Raw genomic sequence first — 20,132 nt, 5'->3', positions numbered from 1 at the left:
TCCGCCTGGCCGCACGCGGCTGCGGACCCGTCGGCCCAGCGCCGGAACGATCTCGGTCGTAGGGTTCAGGAATGACGCAACGACTCGTCAGTGTCTGGCAACCGTTCTTCCTCGGCAGCGAGAGCCCGCGAGCCGCCCTCGACGCCGCGATCGAGCTGGAGGAGCTCGGCTACTCCCGGATCTGGTTCTCGGCCGGGTTCGGCGAGACCCTCCCCTCCCGCTTCGGTGAGCTGCTCGACGGGACCGAGCGCATCGGCGTCGCCACCGGTATCGCCACCATCTGGCACACGTCGCCGGCCACGGTGGCCGCGTTCACCGCGGACGCGGAGCGGGCGCACCCGGGCCGGTTCCTGCTCGGGCTCGGTGCCAGTCACGCCGTCCTCGTTGAAGGCGACGGCACCGACTACCGCAAGCCGTACTCCAAGATGGTCGGGTACCTCGACGAGCTCGACGGTCTCGGCCTCGCCCCCGAACGGCGTGTCCTGGCCGCCCTCGGCCCGCGCATGCTCGAGCTGTCCCGCAGCCGTTCGGCCGGCGCTCACCCGTACTTCACCACTGCCGAGCACACCGCCGAGGCCCGCGCCACGATCGGCACCGACCGGCTGCTCGCGCCCGAGGTCGCGGTGGTCCTCGACCCTGATCCGGCCTCCGCGCGGGCCACCGCCCGGCAGTACACCAGCGGCTATCTCACCCTGCCGAACTACACCAACAACCTGCGGCGGTTCGGCTGGACCGACGACGACTTCGCCGGCGGCGGAAGCGACCGTCTGGTCGACGCCGTCATCCCCTGGGGCACGGCCGAGCAGGTCGCCGCCGGCATCGAGAAGCATTACCGGGCGGGCGCGGACGAGGTCGCCATCCAGGTCCTCAACGGCGGCGACGCCACACGGTTCCCCTCGGAAGCCTTCGGTGCCCTGGCCAAAGAACTGATCCGGGGCGATCAAGGGAGCCACCGCTAACCGGCGCCGCAGCTGTTGAGGGCCGCGATCAGGCCCGCGGCCGCGCTCATCAGAGCGGCGACGCCGTACACCCATCTCAGCAAGCGGTCGTGACGCCCCTGCGGTTCGATCTCCTGGTCCACTGTTCGCTCCTTCCGGTGTCCGCGGCCGAGCGGAACCGGCCGCGTGCGACCATTTTGCGGGCGATCCGTAGATTTTTGTGCCGGTTCGTGTCGCTATGTGCAGAAAGCGGAAACCGCGAAAGCGGCGCCTACACTTTGTCTGCCAACCGTGACGAAAAGCTACCGGCGGCCCCATTTCCACGGTGACGCGGAGTGCCTTTCCACAGCGCGTTCGAAACCAACAAAAGCGCTCCTGAGCTGCATCTTCTTGATGCCAGAAAGGTTTCTATAAACTCCCGATATCCCCCTTGTCACCCACGTCGACGAGACCGGCGCGGCGTGCATGGTCGACGTTTCGGTTGCTTGGCGGCGCCAGTGATCAACACGATCAAGGTGGTGGGTGGTTTGGGGGTGGGTGCGCTCGCGCGAGAGGATCAGGGGGTGGATCTGCGCGTGACGCTGCTCGGCGACTTCGAGGTGGCCGTCGACGGCGCCGCTGTGCCCGTTCCCGGGGCGCGCCTGCGCGGGCTTCTCGTGCGGCTGGCGCTGGCCGGTGGGCGGCCGGTGGCGCCGGACGCCCTCGTCGAGGCGCTCTGGGCCGAGGAACCGCCGGGCGATCCGGCCAATGCCCTGCAATCGCTCGTGTCGCGGCTCCGGCGGCTTCTCGGTGGGGCGGACTCGGTGGCGCAGGCCCAGGGTGGCTACCGGCTCGCGGTGACCGACGACGACGTGGACGCGCTGCGCTTCGAGCGGCTCGCCACCGAGGGGCGCTCCGCCGACCCCCGGACCGCCCTGACCCTGCTCGGCGCCGCCGTCGAGCTCTGGGGCGATCCGGCCGTCATCGCCCCCGTGGCGCCGGCCGCGGCCACCCGGCTCACCCGCGTCGCCCGGGAGGCGGTCGCTGGGCTGGCCGAGGCCGAACTGCGGACGGGACGGCCCGAAGCGGCGGCGGTGCGGCTCACCGGGCTGCTGGCCGACGACCCCGTGGACGAGCGGGCGGCCGCGCTGCTCATGGAGGCACTCGCGGCGCAGGGGCGGCCGGCCGAAGGACTCGCCGTCTACGAGCGGATCCGGGAGGCGCTGGCCGAAGGGCTCGGCGCCGATCCCGGTGCCGCCCTGCGGGAGGAGCACCTGCGGCTGCTGCGCTACCAGCCGGAGCCGCGGGCCGAGGCCGGCAACCTGCCGGCGCCGCTCACCAGCTTCGTCGGGCGTGACGACGATCTGGCCCGGGTCGACACCCTGCTGACCACCGGGCGGCTGGTCACCGTGGTCGGTCCCGGCGGGGCCGGCAAGACGCGGCTGGCCATCGAGGCGGCCCGGCGGCGCCGCCACGAATATCGGGACGGGGCCTGGCTGGTCGACCTCTCGTCGGTCACCGAGCCGTCCAAGGTGGGCGCGGCCCTGCTCGCCTCGATCGGGCTGCGCGGGTCGGCCCTGTTCGACGCCCGGATGCGGGCCGACGGCGACGAGCTGGACGTGCTCGCCGACCAGCTCAACGGGCGGGAGAGCCTGCTCGTCGTCGACAACTGCGAGCATCTGATCGACGCCGTGGCCCACCTCATGGCGGCGCTGCTGCCCCGGGCGGCGGGGCTGCGGGTGCTGGCCACCAGCCGGGAGGCCCTGGCCATCGACGGTGAGGCGCTGGCGCCGCTCGGGCCGCTGGCGCTGCCCGAGCCGGGCGCGGGGGTCGAGGAGGCGCGCCGCGCGGCGGCCGTACGGCTCTTCACGGAACGGGCCTCGGCCGTACGACCGGGCTTCGACGTCGATCGGGAGACGCTGACCGGGATCCTGGAGGTGGTGCGCCGGCTCGACGGCATGCCGCTGGCCCTGGAGCTGGCGGCGGCGCGGCTGCGCACGATGTCGCTGGCCGAGCTGGCGGCGGGACTGACCGACCGGTTCCGGCTGCTGACCACCGGGAGCCGGACGGCGATGCCGCGGCATCGCACGCTGCGCGCGGTCATCGCGTGGAGTTGGGACCTGCTGAGCGAGGACGAGCGTACGGTCGCCGAACGGATCTCGATCCTGCCCGGCGGCGTCACGCCCGCCTCAGCCACCGCGATCTGCGCCGGCACGGCGGTGCCCCCGGCCGCGATTCCCGACCTGCTGGCCGCCCTCGTCGACAAGTCGCTGCTGCAACTGGCCCCGGAGGCCGGCCGTTACCGCATGCTGGAAACCCTGCGTGAGTACGGGATCGAGCAGGGCACCCTGGGTGACGCGCGTGACCTCGCGGCCGGCTATCTGGCCGAGCTCATCGCGCGCAACGATCCGCGGCTGCGCGGCCCGGAACAGCTCGACGCCATGCGGGAGATCCGGGCCGAGTACGACAACGCCCTGGCCGCGCTGCGCCACCTGTGCGACAGCGGCGACGCCGACGCGGCGGTCGCCCTCGCGCTCGACCTCACCTGGTACTGGCAGATGTTCGGCCGGCACACCGACGCCGTCTACTGGCTGGGCGAGGCGCTGGCCCTGCCGTCCGCGGGTCCCACCCTGGAACGGGACACGGCCGAGGCGATCCTGCTGCTCAACCGGGCCAGCGCGCAGAACGAGATCTTCGGCGACATCCTCGAGCACCGCCGCGACGAGCTGCGGGCCCTGTCCGGCCGTCTCGCGAGCTATCGCGAGCTGCCGGGACTGGCCGGCCCGTTGACCGCGGTGACCCTTGCCTGGCTGCGGGAGACCGGCGCCGCGTTCGCGATGATCCAGGATCTGATCGACGGGCCCGACGAGTGGGTGGCCGCGCTGGCCCGGGTGTTCCGGGCGCAGTTCGCCGAGAACGACGGCGACCTGGGCCTGGTGCGCGAGGACGTGACGGCGGCGCTGGAGGCGTTCGGCCGCCTCGGCGACCGGTGGGGACTGGCCACGGTGCTGCCGACCCGGGCCATGGTGCGGCAGTACGACGGCGACCTGGAAGGGGCGCTGGACGATCTGCGCCGGGCCCGCGCGGTGGCCCGCGAGTTCGGCTCGCTCAGCCTCACCGACGAGATCTTCATCGACCTGCGCTGGATCGACCTGAACATGCGGCTGGGCGAGACCGGCCTGGCCATCTCGATGATCGAGGATGTCCGTGAGCGGGCCCGGCGCGCGGTGTCGCCCGAGTTCCTCATCCTGGTCAGCGCGCTCGAGGCGGGTGTGTGGGTGCGCCTGGGCGAGCTGGAACGGGCGGCGGCGCTGCTCGAGTTCGCCGAGACGGAGATGGGGCAGCGGTACACGTACGGCGGTGACCACGGCCGGGCCATCGTCGGCGCCGTGCGGGCCGGGCTCTGCCTCGAGCTCGGCGATCCGGCCGGCGCCGAGAAGGCCCTGAGGGGCGCGTACGCGGCGGCCCTGGAGTCGCGCGACATGCCGTTGATGTCACTGGTGGCCGTCGGCGCGGCCGGTCTGGCCGGCGCGTACGGGCGGCCGGCGGACATGGCCGTGATGCTGGGGGCGGCGGCCCGGCTGCGCGGCGCCCACGATCACACCGATCCGCAGATCCGGGAGCTGAGCGACCGGGCCCGGAAGGCGTTGGGCGGGGGCGCCTTCGACGAGGCGTACGGCAAAGGGTGGAACCTGGACGGAAAAACGGCCCTGACCCAGGTCGACCCCGCCCGGCTCAGCCGGGCGGGGCTCCCTGAGGCCTGACGCTCAGGCGCGCCGCGAGTAGGCGCGCAGCGCCAGCGGGACGAAGACCGCGAGCAGACCGGCCATCCAGGCCAGCGTCACCCACAGATGCGAGGCGACCGGGCCGCCGAGCAGCAGCCCGCGGATCGTCGAGACGAGCGGCGTGATCGGGTTGACCTGCACGAACCCCTGGAGCCAGCCGGGCAGGGTGTCCGTGCCGACGAAGACGTTGCTGCCGAACGACAACGGGAAGACGATCAGGAACATCAGTCCCTGTACGGCTCCAGGGGTGCGCACGAGCATGCCGACCCAGACCGAGATCCAGCAGAAGCACAGCCCGAAGGCGATGGCGAGCCCCACCGCGGCGACGGCCGGGACGAAGCCGGTCTCCACCCGGAAGCCGATGATCATGCCGAAGCCCAGCATGACCACGCAGACGGTCAGGTAGCGGATGACATCGGCCGCGACCGCGCCGACCAGCGGCGCCGACCGGGCCACGGGCAGCGACCGGAACCGGTCGAACACGCCCTTCTCGATGTCGGCGTTGAGGTTCTGGCCGAGGGCGATGCCGCCCATGGCCAGTGACTGCGCGAGCAGGCCGGGCAGAAGGAGCTGGAGGTAATCCTCCCGGTGGCCCCCTGAGATGGCCCCGCCGAACAGGTACGTGAACAACAGCAGGAAGATCACCGGCTGCAGGGTCACGTCGATGAGGGCCTCGGGCGTCCGCATGGTTTTGATCAAACTTCGGCGCGCGAGCGCGACGCTGTGCCGGGCGAGAGCGGCGAGCGAGCCCCCGCGCGGCGAGTCGCTGACGGTGCCCAGAGTCAGAGTGGTCATACCAGTTCTTCTTTCTTGGCGGTGAGAGTGTGGAACACCTCGTCGAGGCTGGGCAGGTGCAGGCCGAAGTCGTTGAGCTCGATACCGGCCTCGCGCAGGGCCGGCACCACGTCGAGCAGCGCGGTGTCGTCGGCGACGGGCACGCTGACGGCGCCCGGGCGGGCGCCCGCGGAGGCGTCGGCGCTGGCCGTCGCGCCCGGCGCGGCCACCTTGTCGAGCACGCGCAGCACGTCCGGCACGCGGGACGGATCGGATGGGCGCACCCGCAGGGTCAGGCCACCGACCAGCCGCTTGAGGCCGTCCGGGGTGTCGTGGGCGATCACGTGGCCCTTGTTGATGACCACGATCTCGTCGGCGAGGGCGTCCGCCTCCTCCAGGTACTGCGTGGTCAGCAGGACGCTGGCCCCCTGGGTGACCTGGTTGCGGACGACACCCCACATGTCCTCGCGCTTGGCCGGGTCGAGACCGGTGGTCGGCTCGTCCAGGAAGATCACCTCGGGGCGGCCGACCAGGCTGGCCGCGAGGTCGAGGCGGCGCCGCATGCCACCGGAGTAGGTCTTGGCCATCCGGCCCGCGGCCTCGGCCAGGTCGAACCATTCGAGCAGCTCGGCCGCCCGGCGCTTGGCCTCGCTGGTCGGCAGGTCGAGCAGCTGCCCGATCAGCACCAGGTTCTGGGTGCCGGTCAGGTCCTCGTCGACGCTGGCGTACTGCCCGGTCAGCCCGATCCGCCGGCGGACCCGCTGCGGCTCGCGCAGCACGTCGATGCCGGCCACCTCCGCATGGCCGGAATCCGGGCGCAACAGGGTGGCCAGCACCCGTACGGCCGTGGTCTTGCCCGCGCCGTTGGGTCCCAGGACGCCGAGCACGGTGCCGCGGCGCATCGCCAGGTCCACCCCGTCGAGCGCCTGTGTCTTACCGAATCGCTTGCGGAGGCCTTCCGCACGCACCACGAAATCGCTCATGTCCGTCAGCGTCGCGCGGCGCGCTGACACCGCGCGCACACGACGCTGACACGGACCTGATTTCCTAGCCCCACACCTCGTCAGCCGTCTCAGCGATCAGCCTGAGCTTGGCGACTTCCTGCTCGTACGACAAGACGTTGCCCTCGACCGTCGAGGAGAAGCCGCACTGCGGCGACAGACACAGCTGGTCGAGCGGGACGTACCGGGCGGCCTCGTCGATGCGGCGCTTCAGCGTGTCCTTCGACTCCAGCTCGCCCCGCTTGGTGGTGACCAGGCCGAGAACGACCATCTTGCCCGGCGGCACGAAGCGCAGCGGAGCGAACGTGCCGGAGCGCTCGTCGTCGTACTCCAGGAAGAAGCCGTCGACCGCGAGCTCGCTGAACAGGGCCTCGGCCACGAAGTCGTAGCCACCCTCGGCCGCCCAGGAGGAGCGGAAGTTCCCCCGGCACATGTGGGTGGTGACGGCCAGCCCCTCGGGCCGGCCGTCGAGGGCGGCGTTGATCTGCCGGATGTACCGCAGATGCTGGTGCTCGGCGTCGTCGCCGCGCTGGGTGAGCAGCTTGCGCTGCTCCGGGTCGTTGAGATAGGCGAAGCTGGTGTCGTCCAGCTGCAGATAACGGCATCCCAGCTCGGCGACCCGTTTGACCTCTTCCTTGTACGCGGCGGAGAGGTCGGCCCAGAAGAGCTCCTCGTCCGGATAGACGGCCGGATCGATGGCGGCCCGGCCACCGCGGTAGTGCACCATGCTGGGCGAGGGGATGGTCAGCTTGGCGGTCTGGCCCGCCTCGACCGTGTCCCTCAGGAACGCGAAGTCGTCCCCGAAGATCGTGTCGTTGAGCCGCACCGGCGCGTCGATGGCGAGCGCGGCCGACTCGAAGTCGAGCTCCCCCTCGGCGTTGCGGAAGTGCACCTGGATCTTCTCGTCGGTCGGCCGCACCCCGCCGAGCCGGTAGATGAAATCCATGTGCCAGGAGACCCGCCGGAACTCACCGTCGGTGGCGGTGCGCAGACCGACATCACGCTGCATCCGTACGACCTCACGGATGGCCTCGTCCTCGACCGCCTTCAAAGCGTCGGCGTCGATGTCGCCCACCGCACGCCGCTCCCGGGCCTCCAGAAGCCGCCGGGGCCGCAGCAGACTGCCGACATGATCGGCCCGAAACGGCGGCGTGTCCCGAAGTGTCATCGTCAGGTCCCCTCTCGGCGCGGCCTCCGTCCCCGCCAACGTAGCCCCTCGATCGACCTCTGGCGATGCCTTCACCTTCCTCCGGCGCGGCCGCACTAGAATGGCCGGGTGCCGCGACGCGCCACTATGAAGTACACCGTCTCGATCGAGATCGCTCTCCCGAGGGAGAGGGTGGTCACGTTGCTGGCCGACCCGGCGCACTTTCCGCAATGGCTGCGCGACCTGGTGCGGCACGAGCCCCTCAGCGGCGAGCACGGTCAGGTCGGCACCACGTCGCGAGTCGTGATGCGGGCCGGCAAGCAGGAGATGGAATGCGTCGAGACCATCACCCGCCGCGAACCGGCCGACCTGGACGAGGTCCCCGGGACCCCCGTCGTTCGTTTCGAGCGCGAGATCGTCGGCGGCGGCATGTGGAGCGCCACACGCGACCGGCTGACCGACGCCGGCCCGCAGCGGACACTCTGGCAGAGCGAGAACGAGTTCCGGTTCGACAGCTTCATCATGCGGCTGGTCGGGCTCTTGATGCCGGGCGCCTTCCGCAAGCAGTCGCTTCAGCACATGCGCGACTTCAAGGCCTTCGCCGAGGAGGGCAAGGACGTCCGCGAGAGCGGACAGGCACCGAAGCGGTGAGCCATCGCCGGCGGGTGGCCGGGGTCGCGGGTGGTGGCGTCGGTGGCGTCGCTGCCCGTCGCACTCCATCTCACCGACCCGCCGGCGGCCGAGGTGCCGGGCGACGGCTCCCGCTACGACCCCGACATCAAGCGGATCTTCCCGGCCCGCCTACGCGACCTGGCCTACGGCGACTCGTACGACCTGGACCCCGAGATGCGCCAGCGCGTCCAGGAAAGAAGCTGACCGGGTGTCGAGCTAGGTGGACAGGCCGAACCGTTCGATGATTCCTGGGAGCCAGTCGGGCTCGCCGAACTTCAGGCCGTAGCGCTCGGCCAGGTCGCCGCCCTGGCCGGCGGCGGCCGGGCCGGCCGCCAGGATCTCCGCCACCTCGCGGAAGAAGTGCTCGAAGCCGGCCGGGGTGATGATCTCGATCATCCGGGCCGGGGCCGCGCCCGCGTTCCACATCGCGTGCAGCTCGCCGCGGGGCTTGGTGATGTAGCCGCCCGGCCCCAGCACCACCTCCCGGTCGCCCGAGCGGAAGCCGATCTCGCCCTCGGTGACGATCGAGTACTCGTCCTCGCGCGTGTGCATGTGCGGCGCCACCAGAGCACCCACCGGGAACGGGTGCTCGACGATCGCCAGCGCGCCGCCCGTGTCCTCGCCCCACAGCTTGAAGTGCACGCCGATGTCGCCGAGAGAGCCCACCTGGCCCTCTCCCGGCCGCACCACGGTCAGCGGTGGCTCCGATGTCGTCATGCGACGTGCCTACCGCATCCGTGGACGGCCGGCCAGCGAATTGCCGGCCCGGTGGATCAGCCGAGCACCGCCGTCAGCTCCCTCCTCGACGCGATGCCGAGCTTGGCGTAGATCTTGCGCAGGTGCCACTCGACGGTGCGCGGGCTCAGGAACATCGAGCCGGCGATCTCGATGTTCGTACGGCCCTGCACGGCCAGCGCGGCGATGGCCGACTCCTGCGGCGTGAGCTTCTCGGTCGTACGGGGGTCGGCCACCGTCCGTACGATCGTGGTCCCGCCGCAGGCGGCCAGCTCCCGGCTGGCCCGGGCGGCGAAGCCCTCGGCGCCCATCTCGGTGAAGGCCTCGAAGGCCGTACGCAGGTGGAGGCGGGCCTCGGCGCGGCGGCCCGCTCGGCGCAGCCATTCGCCGAACAGCAGGCGCGCCCGGTGGGCCTCCAAGGCCGTCGACGGGGCCGACAGCTCCTCGATGGCCACGCGGAAGCTCTGCTCGTCGGCGCCGGCCAGGCCGTCGGCCAGGGCCTGCATGCCGCGCGACCACGGGGTGTCGACGGTGGCGGTCCGCTCGCGCAGGGACGCGCGGGCCGCGGCGGCGGCCGCCTGGTCGCCGATGTGCACGGCGGCTTCGACCAGTTCCAGCAGCGGCCACTGCTGGAGGCCCAGGTCGGCGTAGGCGGCGCTCTCCCGGGCGGCGGCCAGGGCGGCCCGGTGGTCGCCGAGTCCGTTGTAGAGGACCGCCTTGGCGTGCGCGGCCATCGTGTGGCGGCGGCCGTCGTTCCAGGCGTCGGCGTCGCGCAGCTGCTCCTCGATCAGTTCGAGGGCCTGACGTTCGCGTCCCCGATAGGCGGCCAGCACCAGGTGGGTCGGCTGCGTCACCGCGCCGCCGGTGAGGCGGACCGCCGCGTCGAGCTCGTCCAGGAGGCGAGCGGCGGGGGCGAAGCTACCCGCGTACAGCAAGCTCCGGGCTTGGAGTGCGAGCGCGGTCGGCAGGAGCGAGAGAGCGCCGGTGTCGCGGGCGAAAGCGACGGCCCGCTCGCTCATCCGGGCGGCGTCGTCCATCCGGTGCAGCTCGTGCGCGACCGGGGAGGCCAGCCAGATCAGGCTGAGGTCCTCCGGGTCGGTCATGGCGTCGAGCGCGCTCGCCAGGAGCGGCAGCGCGGGGTCGCGGCCGTCGAGGATCCACGTGGTCAGCCCGGCCAGCAGCCGGTCGCGGAAGCCGTCCCCCACGACCGCGTCCCGGGCCGCGAGGGCGGCCCGGCGCAGGTCGTCGCCGCCGAGCCGGCCCGCGTAGAGGGCGGCGCCGATCGCCGAGAGGAAGGTGTCGCGGGCCGCGACCGGGTCGAGCGAGCGCAACCGGACCGCGGCCGCCAGCAGGGCCGGACCCGACTCGCGGCCGTGGGTGACCGCGAACGCCACGTGGGCCCGGAGGCGTTCGACGCGGGCGCGGTCGAGCTCGGACAGCGGGCCGATCTCGGCCGCCGCCAGCAGGTCGGGCACCTGGGCGTACGAACCCGCGTGGGCCCGCGTGCCGGCCGCCGCCACCAGCAGCGCGCCCCGGCGCTTCTGGTCGCGGGTCAGCTCGGCCGCACGCTCCAGGAACGCCGCGGCGGCCGAACGTCCGCCCCGGGCCAGGGCCCGGTCCGCCGACTTCTCCAGCTCGGTGGCGACCTCCTGGTCGGGGCCGACCGTGGCGTGGGCCCGGTGCCAGGCCCGGCGGTCGGGGTCGCGGTCACCGTCGGTGGCCTCGGCCAGAGCGCGATGCACCTCGCGCAGCTCGGGCACGCCGGCCGACCGCCAGGCGGCCGAGCGCACCAGCGGATGCGAGAAACGCACCGCCGTCCCGATCTCGATGAGGCCGTCGATCTCGGCCGGGGCCGCCGCCTCCAGCGAGAGCCCCAGCCGGTCCAGGGCCCGGCCCAGCAGGAGTACGTCACCGACCGGCTCCACCGCGGCCGTGATCAGGGCCATCCGGGTCGGCGCGGGCAGGGCCGCGATCCGGCGCCGGAAGCCCGCCTCGACCCGCCCCTCGAGCGGGGCCGGGGCGCAGCCGCCGAAGCCGAACGCCAGCTCGGCCGCCGACAGCCCGCGGGTCAGCTCCAGCAGCGCCAGCGGGTTGCCCCGGGTCTCGGCCAGAATCCGGTCGCGGACGCGGGCGTCCACCGGGCCGGTCAGCACCGCGTCGAGCAGCTCGCCCGCCTCCGCCTCGGGCAGGCCCTCGACCGTGATCTCCGGCAGGTCGGTGAGGATCGGCTCGGGGGCCGGGTCGCGGGCGCCGAAGACCAGCGCCACCGACTCCGCCTTGAGCCGGCGGGCCACGAAGGCCAGGATCAGCCCGGACAGCCGGTCGAGCCACTGCACGTCGTCGATCAGGCACACCACCGGCCGGCCGTGGGCGCTCAGCAGCCCCAGCGTGGCCATGCCGAGCACCAGCAGCTCCGGCGTCTGTCCCGCGCTCAGCCCGAAGGCCACGCTCAGCGCGGCCCGCTGCGGCGCCGGGAGCCGGTCGAGCTCACCGGCCAGGGGCGCGCACAGCCGTTGCAGCGCCGAGTAGGCGATCTCCGACTCCGATTCGACGCCCGCGGTCCGCAGCACCCGCACCTCGTCGTCCCGCCCGGCTTCGGAGGCCAGATATCGCAGCAGCGCCGTCTTGCCCGTGCCCGCCTCGCCGCGCAGCACCAGGGCCCGGCTCTGCCCTTCCCGCACCGCCCGCAGCACCCGGTCGAGCTCGTGCTGTTCCCGCTGTCGGCCGCGCAGCTCGCGACCGGCCGTGTTGACCAGCATCATGTCAACATCCTTGGCAAAGCGGCCGGTCCGCGCATCGAGGCCAGCCCGACTCCCGCACTACCGGTTAACCGGTAGCCGTCCCGCATTTCGGGCTCACTTCATCCGCACTTCCCCGGCCTACCGTCCGCCACGCAGCAGCCGCAGGCCACCCGCCGCGCTCAACCAGATCATCTCCGCAGGCTAATGCAGACGTGTTGCGCGGCCGAGCTACCGTTGCCCGCGTGATCTGGCCGGTGGCCCTGTGGCACCTGATCGGCGCGCTGACCGATGTCAGCCCGGCCGGTCTGGTCGTCGGCGCCCTGCTGGTCGCGGTGCTCGCGGCCGTCGCCGCCGCCACCCACCGCTCCCCGGTGAACGCCCCGCGGGTCACACCGGGCGTGCTGCGCCAGCGCGCCGCGCGCATTCTGCCCCGCCATCGCGACCCCGACGCTCCGGGGCGCACCCGACCTCGAGGACCCACCCGGCGGCTCGCCCCCGCCCGGTAACGCTTTTCCTTCCTCGAGGAGTCCTTTCATGTCTGCCGTCTACACGGCGATCTCCGCCGTGCTCTTGTTCTGGCACGCCCTGTGGGAGCGTGTGCTGTCCAGCCCCGACTGGCCCTGGATCCTGGGCATCGTCTTCCTGGTCCTGACCATCCGCGCGCTCCTGCTGCCACTGGCCGTCCGCCAGGCCAGATCGCAGCGCGCTCTCCAGGCCTTGCAGCCGCGCGTCCGCGAGCTGAAGAACGACCCCGAGGCGGTGCTCGCCCTCTACCGCTCGGAGAAGGTCAGCCCGTTCGCCGGTTTCCTGCCCCTGCTCCTCCAGATCCCGATCTTCATCGGCCTGCTCCACGTTCTGCGGCACATCAGACCAGGATCAACCACGGCCACTTTGTACGGCTGGACGCAGACCCAGTTCGACAGCGCGGCGCACGCCGAGCTGCTCGGGGCGCCCATCGCGGCCACCTTCGGCCATCATCTGGGCGCGCCCGCGCTGACCGTACAACTCGTCACGGCAACCCTGATCGCCATCATGATCGTCACGACGTACCTGTCCACCCGCCGGTCGATCCAGGGCGACGGTCTGATTCAGCGTCTGATGCTGTACGGCGTGCCGGCCTCCCTGCTGATCTCCGGCGCGATCTTCCCGATCGGGGTGATCGTCTACTGGGTGACGCAGAACCTGTTCGGCCTGGCCCAGCAGGCCTGGATCACCCGCCGTCACCCGCTGCCCGGCGAGCCGCCTCGCGGCGCCGCCGGCGATAAGGCAAGATCACAGGGTGCTACCGGATGAGGGTCTCGACACGTCGACATTGAACGAGCGGCAACGCCAGATCCTCTCCGTGATCCAGAAGTGGGCGCTACGCCACGGCTACTCCCCGTCGACAAGGGAGATCGCCGACGCGATCGGCCTGGCCTCGACCTCCACGGTGAGCCGCCACTTGCGGGTCCTGGAGGAGTACGGCTTCCTGCGCCGCGGCCGTTCGACACGCCCGGTGGACGTCCGCATGTTCCTCCAGCCCGTCCCCCAGCAGCGAAACGAGACGACCACGGTGGGCGTGCCGGTCCTGGGCGACATCGCCGCCGGCACCCCCATCCTGGCCGAACAAAATTCGGATGAGGTGCTACCCCTCCCCCGAGACCTGGTGGGCCGAGGCACCCTTTTCGCCCTACGGGTACGAGGCGACTCCATGATCGACGCCGCCATCTGCGACGGCGACCTGGTAATCGTCAAACAACAGCAAGAGGCCTACAACGGCGACATCGTAGCCGCCATGATCGACGAAGAGGCCACCGTCAAGGTCTACCGCCGCCGAGCCGGCCACGTGATCCTGGAGCCCCGAAACCCGGCCTACGACAACATCAACGGCGACCAGGCAGTAATCCTGGGCAAGGTGGTCTCCGTAATCCGCCGCACGTAATCCAGTTCCAGCAATAGGGATCCCCCCACCCACAACCGCCCCCGGCCAGTAACCGAAACGACGAATCGCAAAGCCTCCTTGGAATGGCGCCGCCCGACATACGCCACCCATTCAGGGCCCGGCGAGACCACTCGATTCCGAATAGCGCAACCGGCGGGTCGCGGAAATCCACACTCCCTGACCAACTCAGTCGGCACGACGATTTTCGCCGGCTCGGGCCACACGATCACCCCGGCCTCAGCCGTCAGTTCCGCCCCTTTTACCACCGCAGCCTCAACTAGCGATTCCGCCCTCTGTACTACCCCGGCCTCAGCCGGCAACTCCTCCCGCTCTACCACTGCGGCCGCGTCCGCTCCCTCTGCCATCGCAGCCTCAACCAGCGACTCCGCCCGCTCTACCACTGCGGCCGCATCCGGCGACTCCGCTCCCTGTGCCACCGCAGCCCCAACCAGCGACTCCGCCCGCTCTACCACTGCGAACTCGGCCGGTGACTCCTCCCGCGCCACTGCGGCGGCCTCGGTGGGTTCGGCTGCATGATCGAGCGGCGCGCCGTCCGGCGGGCGAGCGGAAACCGCCTGATCAGCGGCCACCTCAGGACCCGGCCGCCGCACCCATGCGACCTCGTCATCCCAGATCAGCGGCGGTATCCGCTCGGTCGGATCATGCAGACCCAACTCGCCGCACACCCGCGAACAGCCATGGGACCGGCACAACTTCAACGCATGACGCCGTTGAAGCCCCCACCGCCGCCGAGCCGCATGACCACGCCGAAACTCCAGCATCTCCGGCGAATGACTCGGCACCCCCGACCAATCCCGCATAGCAGCAATTTCCGACCTAGAGAAGAACCCCAGCTGCGCCATGAACTATTATCCTGCATCCCGAAGATCGAATACAAAGAAAGGATCATGCAAATTTACGGACTCAGAGAGGGCAACCGAAAAACCGAATTTCCCGGCCAGCGATATAGACGTTCGGCTGCCGCAGCCGGTACGGTTCATAGGCGCGGAAATCAGCTCGGACAAGGGCCAGCGAAGAACATGCGGCGACATACCGGCTGTCTTCCTGCCGGCGGGCGGCGGGGATCAGAGACAACCAAGCCCACGCATCGATCCGGGAGAGAGGCTTGGGCTCGGCGACCCCGCGACGGGCGAAATCCGCGCCGATGGTTCTTCGTGCCGGCCGCGCCGATGGCTGCGGACCGACGGCCAGCGGCACGGCGCGGCCAGGACGGCGTAACCCCGGTGCGCCCAGGGCGGCGCAGCCCGGCGCGGCCAGGACGGCGTAACCCTGGCGCGGCCCGGACGGCGTAACCCGGCGCGGCCAGGACGGCGCAACCCGGCGGGCCAGCCCGGCGCGGCCGAGCGCGGTCAGGACGGCGTAAACCAGCGTGGCCAGGACGGCGCAACCCGGCGGGCAGCCCGGCGCGGCCCAGCGCGGTCAGGACGGCGTAACCCAGCGTGGCCAGGACGGCGCAGCCCGGCGCGGCCAGGACGGTGTAACCCTGGCGCGGCCCGGGCGGCGTAACCCGGCGCGGCCCGGGCGGCGTAACCCGGCGCGGCCAGGATGGCGTAACCCGGCGGGCCGGGACGGCGCGGCCAGGGCGGTCCAGGGCGGTCCAGCACGGCAAGGGCGATCCAGCAGCACGGCCAGGGGCAGCCCAGTTCAGCACCAGCGGGGACGGCGGATGTTGCAGGGCGGCCAGAAATGGCGAAACGGCACATTTGGGGTAGGGGAATTGTCACGATAGTGGCATGAGGGCAACACGTGTCGCTCCCACGGGGATCGAGCGGACCTTTCGTGAAGACGAGATCATCGTGACGAAGACCGATACGCGCGGGGTTCTCACGTACGCCAATGATGTTTTTCTCCGGATCTCGGCGCTCGACGAGGATGACGCCGTCGGGCAGCCGCACAACATCATTCGGCATCCCGACATGCCCCGGGCGGTCTTCAAGCTGCTCTGGGACACCCTCAAGAACCGGCAGGAGCTTTTCGCGTACGTCGTCAATCTCGCCGCCGACGGTGCCCACTACTGGGTCTTCGCGCACGTCACCCCCTCCTACGACGCCGCCGACCGGATCATCGGCTATCACTCGAGCCGGCGTACGCCCGACAAAGCCGCCGTCACCGCCGTCGCCGAGCTCTACCGGCGGCTTCGCGCCGAGGAGCAGCGGCACTCCTCTTCCCCGGCCGCTCTCGACGCCGGCTGGCAACTTCTCCAGGACACTTTGGCCGGGCGGGGGCAGACCTACGACGAGTACGTCTGGGAGCTCACGAACGGTGGCGGACGGTGACCGGCGACGACGTGCTGCGGATGATCGGCGAGGTGTGCGACCGGGCCAAGGCCGGTGATCTCGAGGCCCGGCTGGGCAAGGTCGACGGGTCCGATGTCGCCCGCGAGACCCGTCTCAAGCTCAACGGCCTGCTCGATGTCACCGACGCCTTCGTCCGTGAGTCCGGTGCCGCCCTCGACGCCGCCGCCGAGGGGCGCTTTCACCGGCGCTTCCTCACCCGTGGTCTGTCCGGGTCCTTCCGCAAGGCGGCCGCTCAGATCTCGCACTCCAGCGATCAGATGAGCGTGTCCGCGGCCCAGCTCGGCGAGGCCGCCCAGTCGCGGGTGGCGCTCGCCGACGAGCTGGAGTCGGCCGTGCTCACCGTCTCCGAGCAGGTCGCCACCGCCGCCACCGAGATGGGCGCCTCGGCCAACGGGCTGGCCGACTTCGCCCGTGAGGCCGTCTCGGACGCCGAGCGCGGCCTGGTCACCGTGGGGTCGTTGCGCACCGCTTCCGACGAGATCCGCCGGGCCGTCGACCTGATCAACAATGTGGCCGCTCAGACCCGGCTTCTCGCGCTCAACGCGACGATCGAGGCGGCCCGGGCCGGCGAGATGGGGCGCGGCTTCAGCGTCGTCGCCAACGAGGTCAAGAGCCTGGCCACCGAGACCAGCTCGTCCAGCGAGGAGATCCTCGACCAGGTCACCACCGTGCAGCAGGCCGCCAACGACGCGGTGCGCGTGCTGGAGGCCGTGACGGCGAGCATCCGGGAGATGAGCGGCCTGGTCGACGGCATCGCCCAGGCCATCGACGGCGGCCACGATTCGGGCATGTCGGGGCTGTCTCAGCTGGCCGAGGTCCTGCGCGGCGAGGTCACCCGTTTCGTCTCCTCGGCCCGGGGGTCGTAGGCCGGCGCCTCGTAGGCGTGCGGGACCGTGATCAGGAAGGCGGCGCCGCGCGGCTGGTTGGGCCGGTAGCTGACGTCCAGGCCGCCCGCCTGGGCCAGCTGGCGCACGAGGTAGAGCCCGAGCCCGGTGCCGCTGGTCCGGGTGGCGACGCCGCTCTCGGCGCGGGCGAACCGGTCGAACAGGTGCTCGACGAACGCCTCGGGGACGCCCTCGCCCTCGTCGGCCACCTTGATCTCGACGTGGTCGCGCCGGTTGGCCACGGTCACCGTGACCGGCGGCTCGCCGTACTTGGTGGCGTTGGCGATCAGGTTGCCCAGGATGAGCTGGAGGTGCTTGGGGTCGGCGAAGCCGTGGATCTCGTCCGGCGCCACCACGGTGACCTGCTCGGCGGCGAGAGCGGCGCGGGCGGCGCGGACCAGATGTGACAGGTCCACCCGGACCGGCCGGGCCACCAGTGCTCCCGCGTCGAGCTGGGCCAGGGTGAGGATGTCGGTGACCAGTTCGCTGGCGCTGTGCCCGGCCGCGGTCATCCGGCGTACGTCATGAAGTTTGGCCTCGGACGTCGACTCTCCCCAGTCGTCCAGGAGCAGTTCGCCGAGGCCGATGATGCGGGTGAGGGGCTGGCGGACGTCGTGGCTCAGCATCGCCATGACGTCGCCCAGGTGGGCGTTGACCTGCTGGAGCTGCTCGGCGCGGTCGGCCAGCTCGGCCCGGTCGGCGAGCCGGCTGCGTTCCAGGGCGCGGCGTTCGGTGGTGTCGATGATCTGCATGGCGAAGTACTGCGGCCGGCCCTCGCTGTCGCGCAGCAGGGCGCTGGTGACCGACGCGTCGATGACCCGGCCGTCCGCGTGGACGTACCGTTTCTCCAGATCGAAGCCGTCGATGCGGCCGGACAGGCAGTCGCGGACGAATTCGGCGGCCCGGCCCACATCGTCCGGATGGGTGATGTCGTCGCTGCGCCGGCCGAGAAGGTCGGCCTCGGACCGGCCGAACAGCTCGGCCGCGGCCGGATTGACCCGCACGTAGCGGCCCTCGGTGTCGGTCAGCGCCATGCCGATCCGTGAGCCGTCGAAGACCTGGCGGAACCGCTCCTCGCTGAGCCGCAGGTCCTGGCGGCTGCGCCGGGCCCGGCCGGCCGCGGCCACCACCAGCAGGCCGACCACGGCCGCTCCGCCCAGCCCGGCCCGGCCGGCGATCTCGTTGTCGGCCAGCGTCGCGAACAGCACGTCCTCGCGGACCGCGGCCGACAGCCGCCACGGCGTGCCCTCGATCGGGGTGGACGAATAACGCCACCAATGACCGCCGGTCTCGTAGCGTCCCTTGGCGTGCTGCCGCAGCGCCGCCGCCAGCGGCTCGTTCTCGCCGGCCAGCGTGGGCACCGCGCCGTCGAGCGTTCCGTTCGCGGCGACGATGCTGCCGTTGCCGTCGACCAGTTGCACCTGGGCGCCGCTGTACGTGAGCGCGGTCGACAGATAACTCGACAGCGGGCTGTCGCGGATCTCCACCGCGCCCGAGAAGACTCGCCGGCCCGAGGTGGTCTGGTACGGCACGGCGAACGCGACCACCGGCAGCCCGCGGACGGCCGACGACACCACCGGCGACACGGCAGGCCGGCCCTCGTTGAGCGCGGTCCACAGATGGGTGTAGCGCGAGGCCAGGTCCTTGCCGATGACGGTCGGATCGGGCGGCACCACCTGCAGCGCCCGTCCCTTGGCGTCGAGCAGGACGGCGGCCGGATAGCCGAAGCCGGCGACCGCGCGGGTGAAGTCACGCTCGGCCACGGTGGCGTCGGAGAGCGCGGCCCGCGCCTGCACCCGCTCCCGGTCGATCAGGTCGCCGGTGTAACTGGTGACGAAGTCGCCGATCAGGCCGACGCGCAGGCTGAAGCGCTGCGCCAGGGACTGGCGGCTGTCGTACTGCTGCCAGAACAGCACCGCGGTGCCCACCACGACCAGCACCAGCCAGATCAGCAGCGGGACCAGCGCGGGCCTGATCCTGCGCGCGAGCCTCACGTTGAATCATCGGCCGTTTCCGGGCCGGGCTGAGCCGCTATCGGCGATGGACCGCCAGCACCGCGATGTCGTCGGTCGGCTGGTCGAGGCCGATGCTGGTCATCACCTCGGAGCAGACCACCTCGGCCGCGGCCGGGCGCACCACCTCGATGAGGGCGTCGATGCCGACGTCGATGACCCGGTCGCGGCGCTCGATCAGCCCGTCGGTGTAGCACAGCATCAGGGCGCCGGGCGGCAGGTCGACCCGGGTGGTCCGCCGCCGGTGGCCGCCGCCGACGCCCAGCGGGGCGTCGACCGGCATCTCGACCAGGCGTGTCTCGCCGCCGGGCAGGGCCAGCACGGGGCGCAGGTGACCGGCCGAGGACAGGTGGACCGCGCTGTGGTCGGGGGCGATCGTCGCGTACAGGGCCGTGGTGAGACTGCCGGCCTCGAAATGCCGGACCTTGCGGTCCAGGAGGGTGAGGACCTCGGCCGGATCGTCACTGATGAGGGTGTACGCCCGCAGGGCGCTCCGCACGCGGCCCATGACCACGGCCGAGGCGAGCCCGTGGCCGGAGACGTCGCCGATGACCAGCCCGAGCGGGCCCGAGGGAAGGTGGAACACGTCGTACCAGTCGCCGCCGAGACCGAACTCGTGACCGGGCACGTAGCGGGCCGCGAACGACAGGTCGGGCAGCTCGGGCAGCAGCGGCGGCAGGAGGCTGCGCTGGAGCGCGAGGGCGGCGGCCTGGTCGAGCTTGCGGGCCCGGATCTGCCCGGCCGCGCCGGCCCGGTCGGCGGCCACCTCGAGCAGGCGGACGTCGTCGTCGGTGAAGTGCCGCGGCGAGCAGGTGCCGACGTGCAGCACGCCGATGATCTCGCCGGCGGCCAGCACCGGGACGCCGAGCAGCGAACGGATGCCCTTCTCGATGAGGACGGGGCTGACCACGTCGGCGGCGGTCACGTCGTGCAGCACCACCGGGCGGCGGCCCTGCGCGACCCGGCCTGAGAAGCCCTGCCCGACCGGCACCCGGATGCCCTGGCGGATCTCCTGCTCGAGGCCCTTGGCGGCGGTGGCCACGAGCTGCTGGGCGTGCGAGTCGAGCAGCATGACGGCGGCGGTGTCGGCGTCGAGCAGGTCACGCACCCGTTCGAGGAGCTCGTCGAGCAGGTCGGAGACGTCGAGCCGGGACAGGGCGGCGTCGGTGACCGATTCCAGGCGGCGCAGCCGCTCGTCGTCACGTATCGCCCCCACGTGGCCACC

17 protein-coding genes are annotated in these 20,132 nt (G+C 71.7%); 9 read left to right on the top strand and 8 right to left on the bottom strand.

Annotated features, from left to right (window positions below; genetic code table 11):
- The first annotated feature begins 71 nt into the window (after nt 1-71).
- A complete protein-coding gene (locus tag ACQP2X_RS18235) occupies nt 72-959 on the top strand; it encodes an LLM class F420-dependent oxidoreductase (protein WP_498698490.1) in 888 nt (295 codons plus the stop codon).
- Here ACQP2X_RS18235 and ACQP2X_RS18230 read toward each other — a convergent pair.
- A complete protein-coding gene (locus tag ACQP2X_RS18230) occupies nt 956-1,081 on the bottom strand; it encodes a hypothetical protein (protein ID WP_498698489.1) in 126 nt (41 codons plus the stop codon). The genes ACQP2X_RS18235 and ACQP2X_RS18230 overlap by 4 nt on opposite strands.
- Before the next feature lie 420 nt (nt 1,082-1,501).
- Between ACQP2X_RS18230 and ACQP2X_RS18225 the strand changes: the two genes are divergently transcribed.
- Nucleotides 1,502-4,681 carry an AfsR/SARP family transcriptional regulator gene (locus ACQP2X_RS18225; protein WP_498698487.1) on the top strand — a complete coding sequence of 1,060 codons (3,180 nt, stop codon included), beginning with the start codon at nt 1,502-1,504 and terminating at the stop codon, nt 4,679-4,681.
- Between the two features lie 3 nt (nt 4,682-4,684).
- Here ACQP2X_RS18225 and ACQP2X_RS18220 read toward each other — a convergent pair whose 3' ends face one another.
- The 3 genes from ACQP2X_RS18220 to ACQP2X_RS18210 form a co-directional block, all read right to left on the bottom strand.
- Nucleotides 4,685-5,497 carry an ABC transporter permease gene (locus ACQP2X_RS18220; protein WP_498698486.1) on the bottom strand — a complete coding sequence of 271 codons (813 nt, stop codon included), beginning with the start codon at nt 5,495-5,497 and terminating at the stop codon, nt 4,685-4,687.
- Nucleotides 5,494-6,459 carry an ATP-binding cassette domain-containing protein gene (locus ACQP2X_RS18215; protein ID WP_498698484.1) on the bottom strand — a complete coding sequence of 322 codons (966 nt, stop codon included), beginning with the start codon at nt 6,457-6,459 and terminating at the stop codon, nt 5,494-5,496. Before ACQP2X_RS18215 ends, ACQP2X_RS18220 begins: the two co-directional genes overlap by 4 nt.
- A 64-nt stretch (nt 6,460-6,523) precedes the next feature.
- Nucleotides 6,524-7,645: a 5-methyltetrahydropteroyltriglutamate--homocysteine S-methyltransferase gene (locus ACQP2X_RS18210; RefSeq protein WP_498698483.1), complete on the bottom strand. Its 1,122-nt coding sequence runs from the start codon at nt 7,643-7,645 to the stop codon at nt 6,524-6,526.
- A 126-nt stretch (nt 7,646-7,771) separates the two neighbouring features.
- On the opposite strand from ACQP2X_RS18210, the gene ACQP2X_RS18205 reads away from it, so the two are divergent.
- Together ACQP2X_RS18205 and ACQP2X_RS18200 are read left to right on the top strand one after the other, a co-directional pair.
- Nucleotides 7,772-8,275 carry an SRPBCC family protein gene (locus ACQP2X_RS18205; protein ID WP_498700971.1) on the top strand — a complete coding sequence of 168 codons (504 nt, stop codon included), beginning with the start codon at nt 7,772-7,774 and terminating at the stop codon, nt 8,273-8,275.
- A 42-nt stretch (nt 8,276-8,317) separates the two neighbouring features.
- The gene (locus ACQP2X_RS18200) at nt 8,318-8,500 is read left to right on the top strand and encodes a hypothetical protein (RefSeq protein ID WP_498698481.1); all 183 of its coding nucleotides are present in this window, start codon (nt 8,318-8,320) and stop codon (nt 8,498-8,500) included.
- A gap of 12 nt (nt 8,501-8,512) precedes the next feature.
- Here the strand turns inward: ACQP2X_RS18200 and ACQP2X_RS18195 are convergent, their stop codons facing one another.
- Together ACQP2X_RS18195 and ACQP2X_RS18190 are read right to left on the bottom strand one after the other, a co-directional pair.
- Nucleotides 8,513-9,013, bottom strand: coding sequence for a cupin domain-containing protein (locus tag ACQP2X_RS18195; RefSeq protein ID WP_498698478.1), 501 nt, complete (start codon nt 9,011-9,013; stop codon nt 8,513-8,515).
- Nucleotides 9,014-9,069: 56 nt separating this feature from the next.
- Complete coding sequence (locus tag ACQP2X_RS18190; RefSeq protein ID WP_498698473.1) at nt 9,070-11,793, bottom strand: helix-turn-helix transcriptional regulator; 2,724 nt, start codon at nt 11,791-11,793, stop codon at nt 9,070-9,072.
- 221 nt (nt 11,794-12,014) lie between these two features.
- Between ACQP2X_RS18190 and ACQP2X_RS18185 the strand changes: the two genes are divergently transcribed.
- From ACQP2X_RS18185 to ACQP2X_RS18165, 5 genes are all read left to right on the top strand, one after another.
- Complete coding sequence (locus tag ACQP2X_RS18185) at nt 12,015-12,278, top strand: DUF6412 domain-containing protein (protein ID WP_498698472.1); 264 nt, start codon at nt 12,015-12,017, stop codon at nt 12,276-12,278.
- A 28-nt stretch (nt 12,279-12,306) separates the two neighbouring features.
- Nucleotides 12,307-13,065: a membrane protein insertase YidC gene (gene yidC / locus ACQP2X_RS18180; protein ID WP_498698470.1), complete on the top strand. Its 759-nt coding sequence runs from the start codon at nt 12,307-12,309 to the stop codon at nt 13,063-13,065.
- Entirely contained in the window at nt 13,052-13,693 is a 642-nt protein-coding gene (lexA, locus tag ACQP2X_RS18175; protein ID WP_498698468.1) for a transcriptional repressor LexA, read from the top strand. The genes yidC and lexA overlap by 14 nt, the downstream gene beginning before the upstream one ends.
- Before the next feature lie 1,817 nt (nt 13,694-15,510).
- Nucleotides 15,511-15,990 (top strand): PAS domain-containing protein, encoded by a 480-nt coding sequence (locus ACQP2X_RS18170; protein WP_498698467.1) that lies wholly within the window; start codon nt 15,511-15,513, stop codon nt 15,988-15,990.
- Nucleotides 15,987-16,877 (top strand): methyl-accepting chemotaxis protein, encoded by an 891-nt coding sequence (locus tag ACQP2X_RS18165; RefSeq protein ID WP_498698466.1) that lies wholly within the window; start codon nt 15,987-15,989, stop codon nt 16,875-16,877. Before ACQP2X_RS18170 ends, ACQP2X_RS18165 begins: the two co-directional genes overlap by 4 nt.
- On the opposite strand, the gene ACQP2X_RS18160 is transcribed toward ACQP2X_RS18165, so the two are convergent.
- Both ACQP2X_RS18160 and ACQP2X_RS18155 read right to left on the bottom strand, forming a co-directional pair.
- Nucleotides 16,814-18,889 (bottom strand): sensor histidine kinase, encoded by a 2,076-nt coding sequence (locus ACQP2X_RS18160; RefSeq protein WP_498698464.1) that lies wholly within the window; start codon nt 18,887-18,889, stop codon nt 16,814-16,816. The two genes, ACQP2X_RS18165 and ACQP2X_RS18160, sit on opposite strands and share 64 nt — an antisense overlap.
- 37 nt (nt 18,890-18,926) lie before the next feature.
- A complete protein-coding gene (locus ACQP2X_RS18155; protein ID WP_498698462.1) occupies nt 18,927-20,123 on the bottom strand; it encodes a PP2C family protein-serine/threonine phosphatase in 1,197 nt (398 codons plus the stop codon).
- Nucleotides 20,124-20,132: the final 9 nt, after the last annotated feature.

This window comes from Actinoplanes sp. CA-131856 (assembly GCF_050956135.1).
Lineage (GTDB): Bacteria > Actinomycetota > Actinomycetes > Mycobacteriales > Micromonosporaceae > Actinoplanes.
Note: the sequence above shows the minus strand (reverse complement) of the source record. Positions and strands in the feature narration are given on the sequence as shown.

Coding starts and splice junctions, on each gene's coding strand:
- ACQP2X_RS18235 (WP_498698490.1), top strand. CDS start 72: ATGACGCAACGACTCGTCAGTGTCTGGCAACCGTTCTTCCTCGGCAGC.
- ACQP2X_RS18220 (WP_498698486.1), bottom strand. CDS start 5,497: ATGACCACTCTGACTCTGGGCACCGTCAGCGACTCGCCGCGCGGGGGC.
- ACQP2X_RS18215 (WP_498698484.1), bottom strand. CDS start 6,459: ATGAGCGATTTCGTGGTGCGTGCGGAAGGCCTCCGCAAGCGATTCGGT.
- ACQP2X_RS18210 (WP_498698483.1), bottom strand. CDS start 7,645: ATGACACTTCGGGACACGCCGCCGTTTCGGGCCGATCATGTCGGCAGT.
- ACQP2X_RS18205 (WP_498700971.1), top strand. CDS start 7,772: ATGAAGTACACCGTCTCGATCGAGATCGCTCTCCCGAGGGAGAGGGTG.
- ACQP2X_RS18195 (WP_498698478.1), bottom strand. CDS start 9,013: ATGACGACATCGGAGCCACCGCTGACCGTGGTGCGGCCGGGAGAGGGC.
- ACQP2X_RS18190 (WP_498698473.1), bottom strand. CDS start 11,793: ATGATGCTGGTCAACACGGCCGGTCGCGAGCTGCGCGGCCGACAGCGG.
- yidC (WP_498698470.1), top strand. CDS start 12,307: ATGTCTGCCGTCTACACGGCGATCTCCGCCGTGCTCTTGTTCTGGCAC.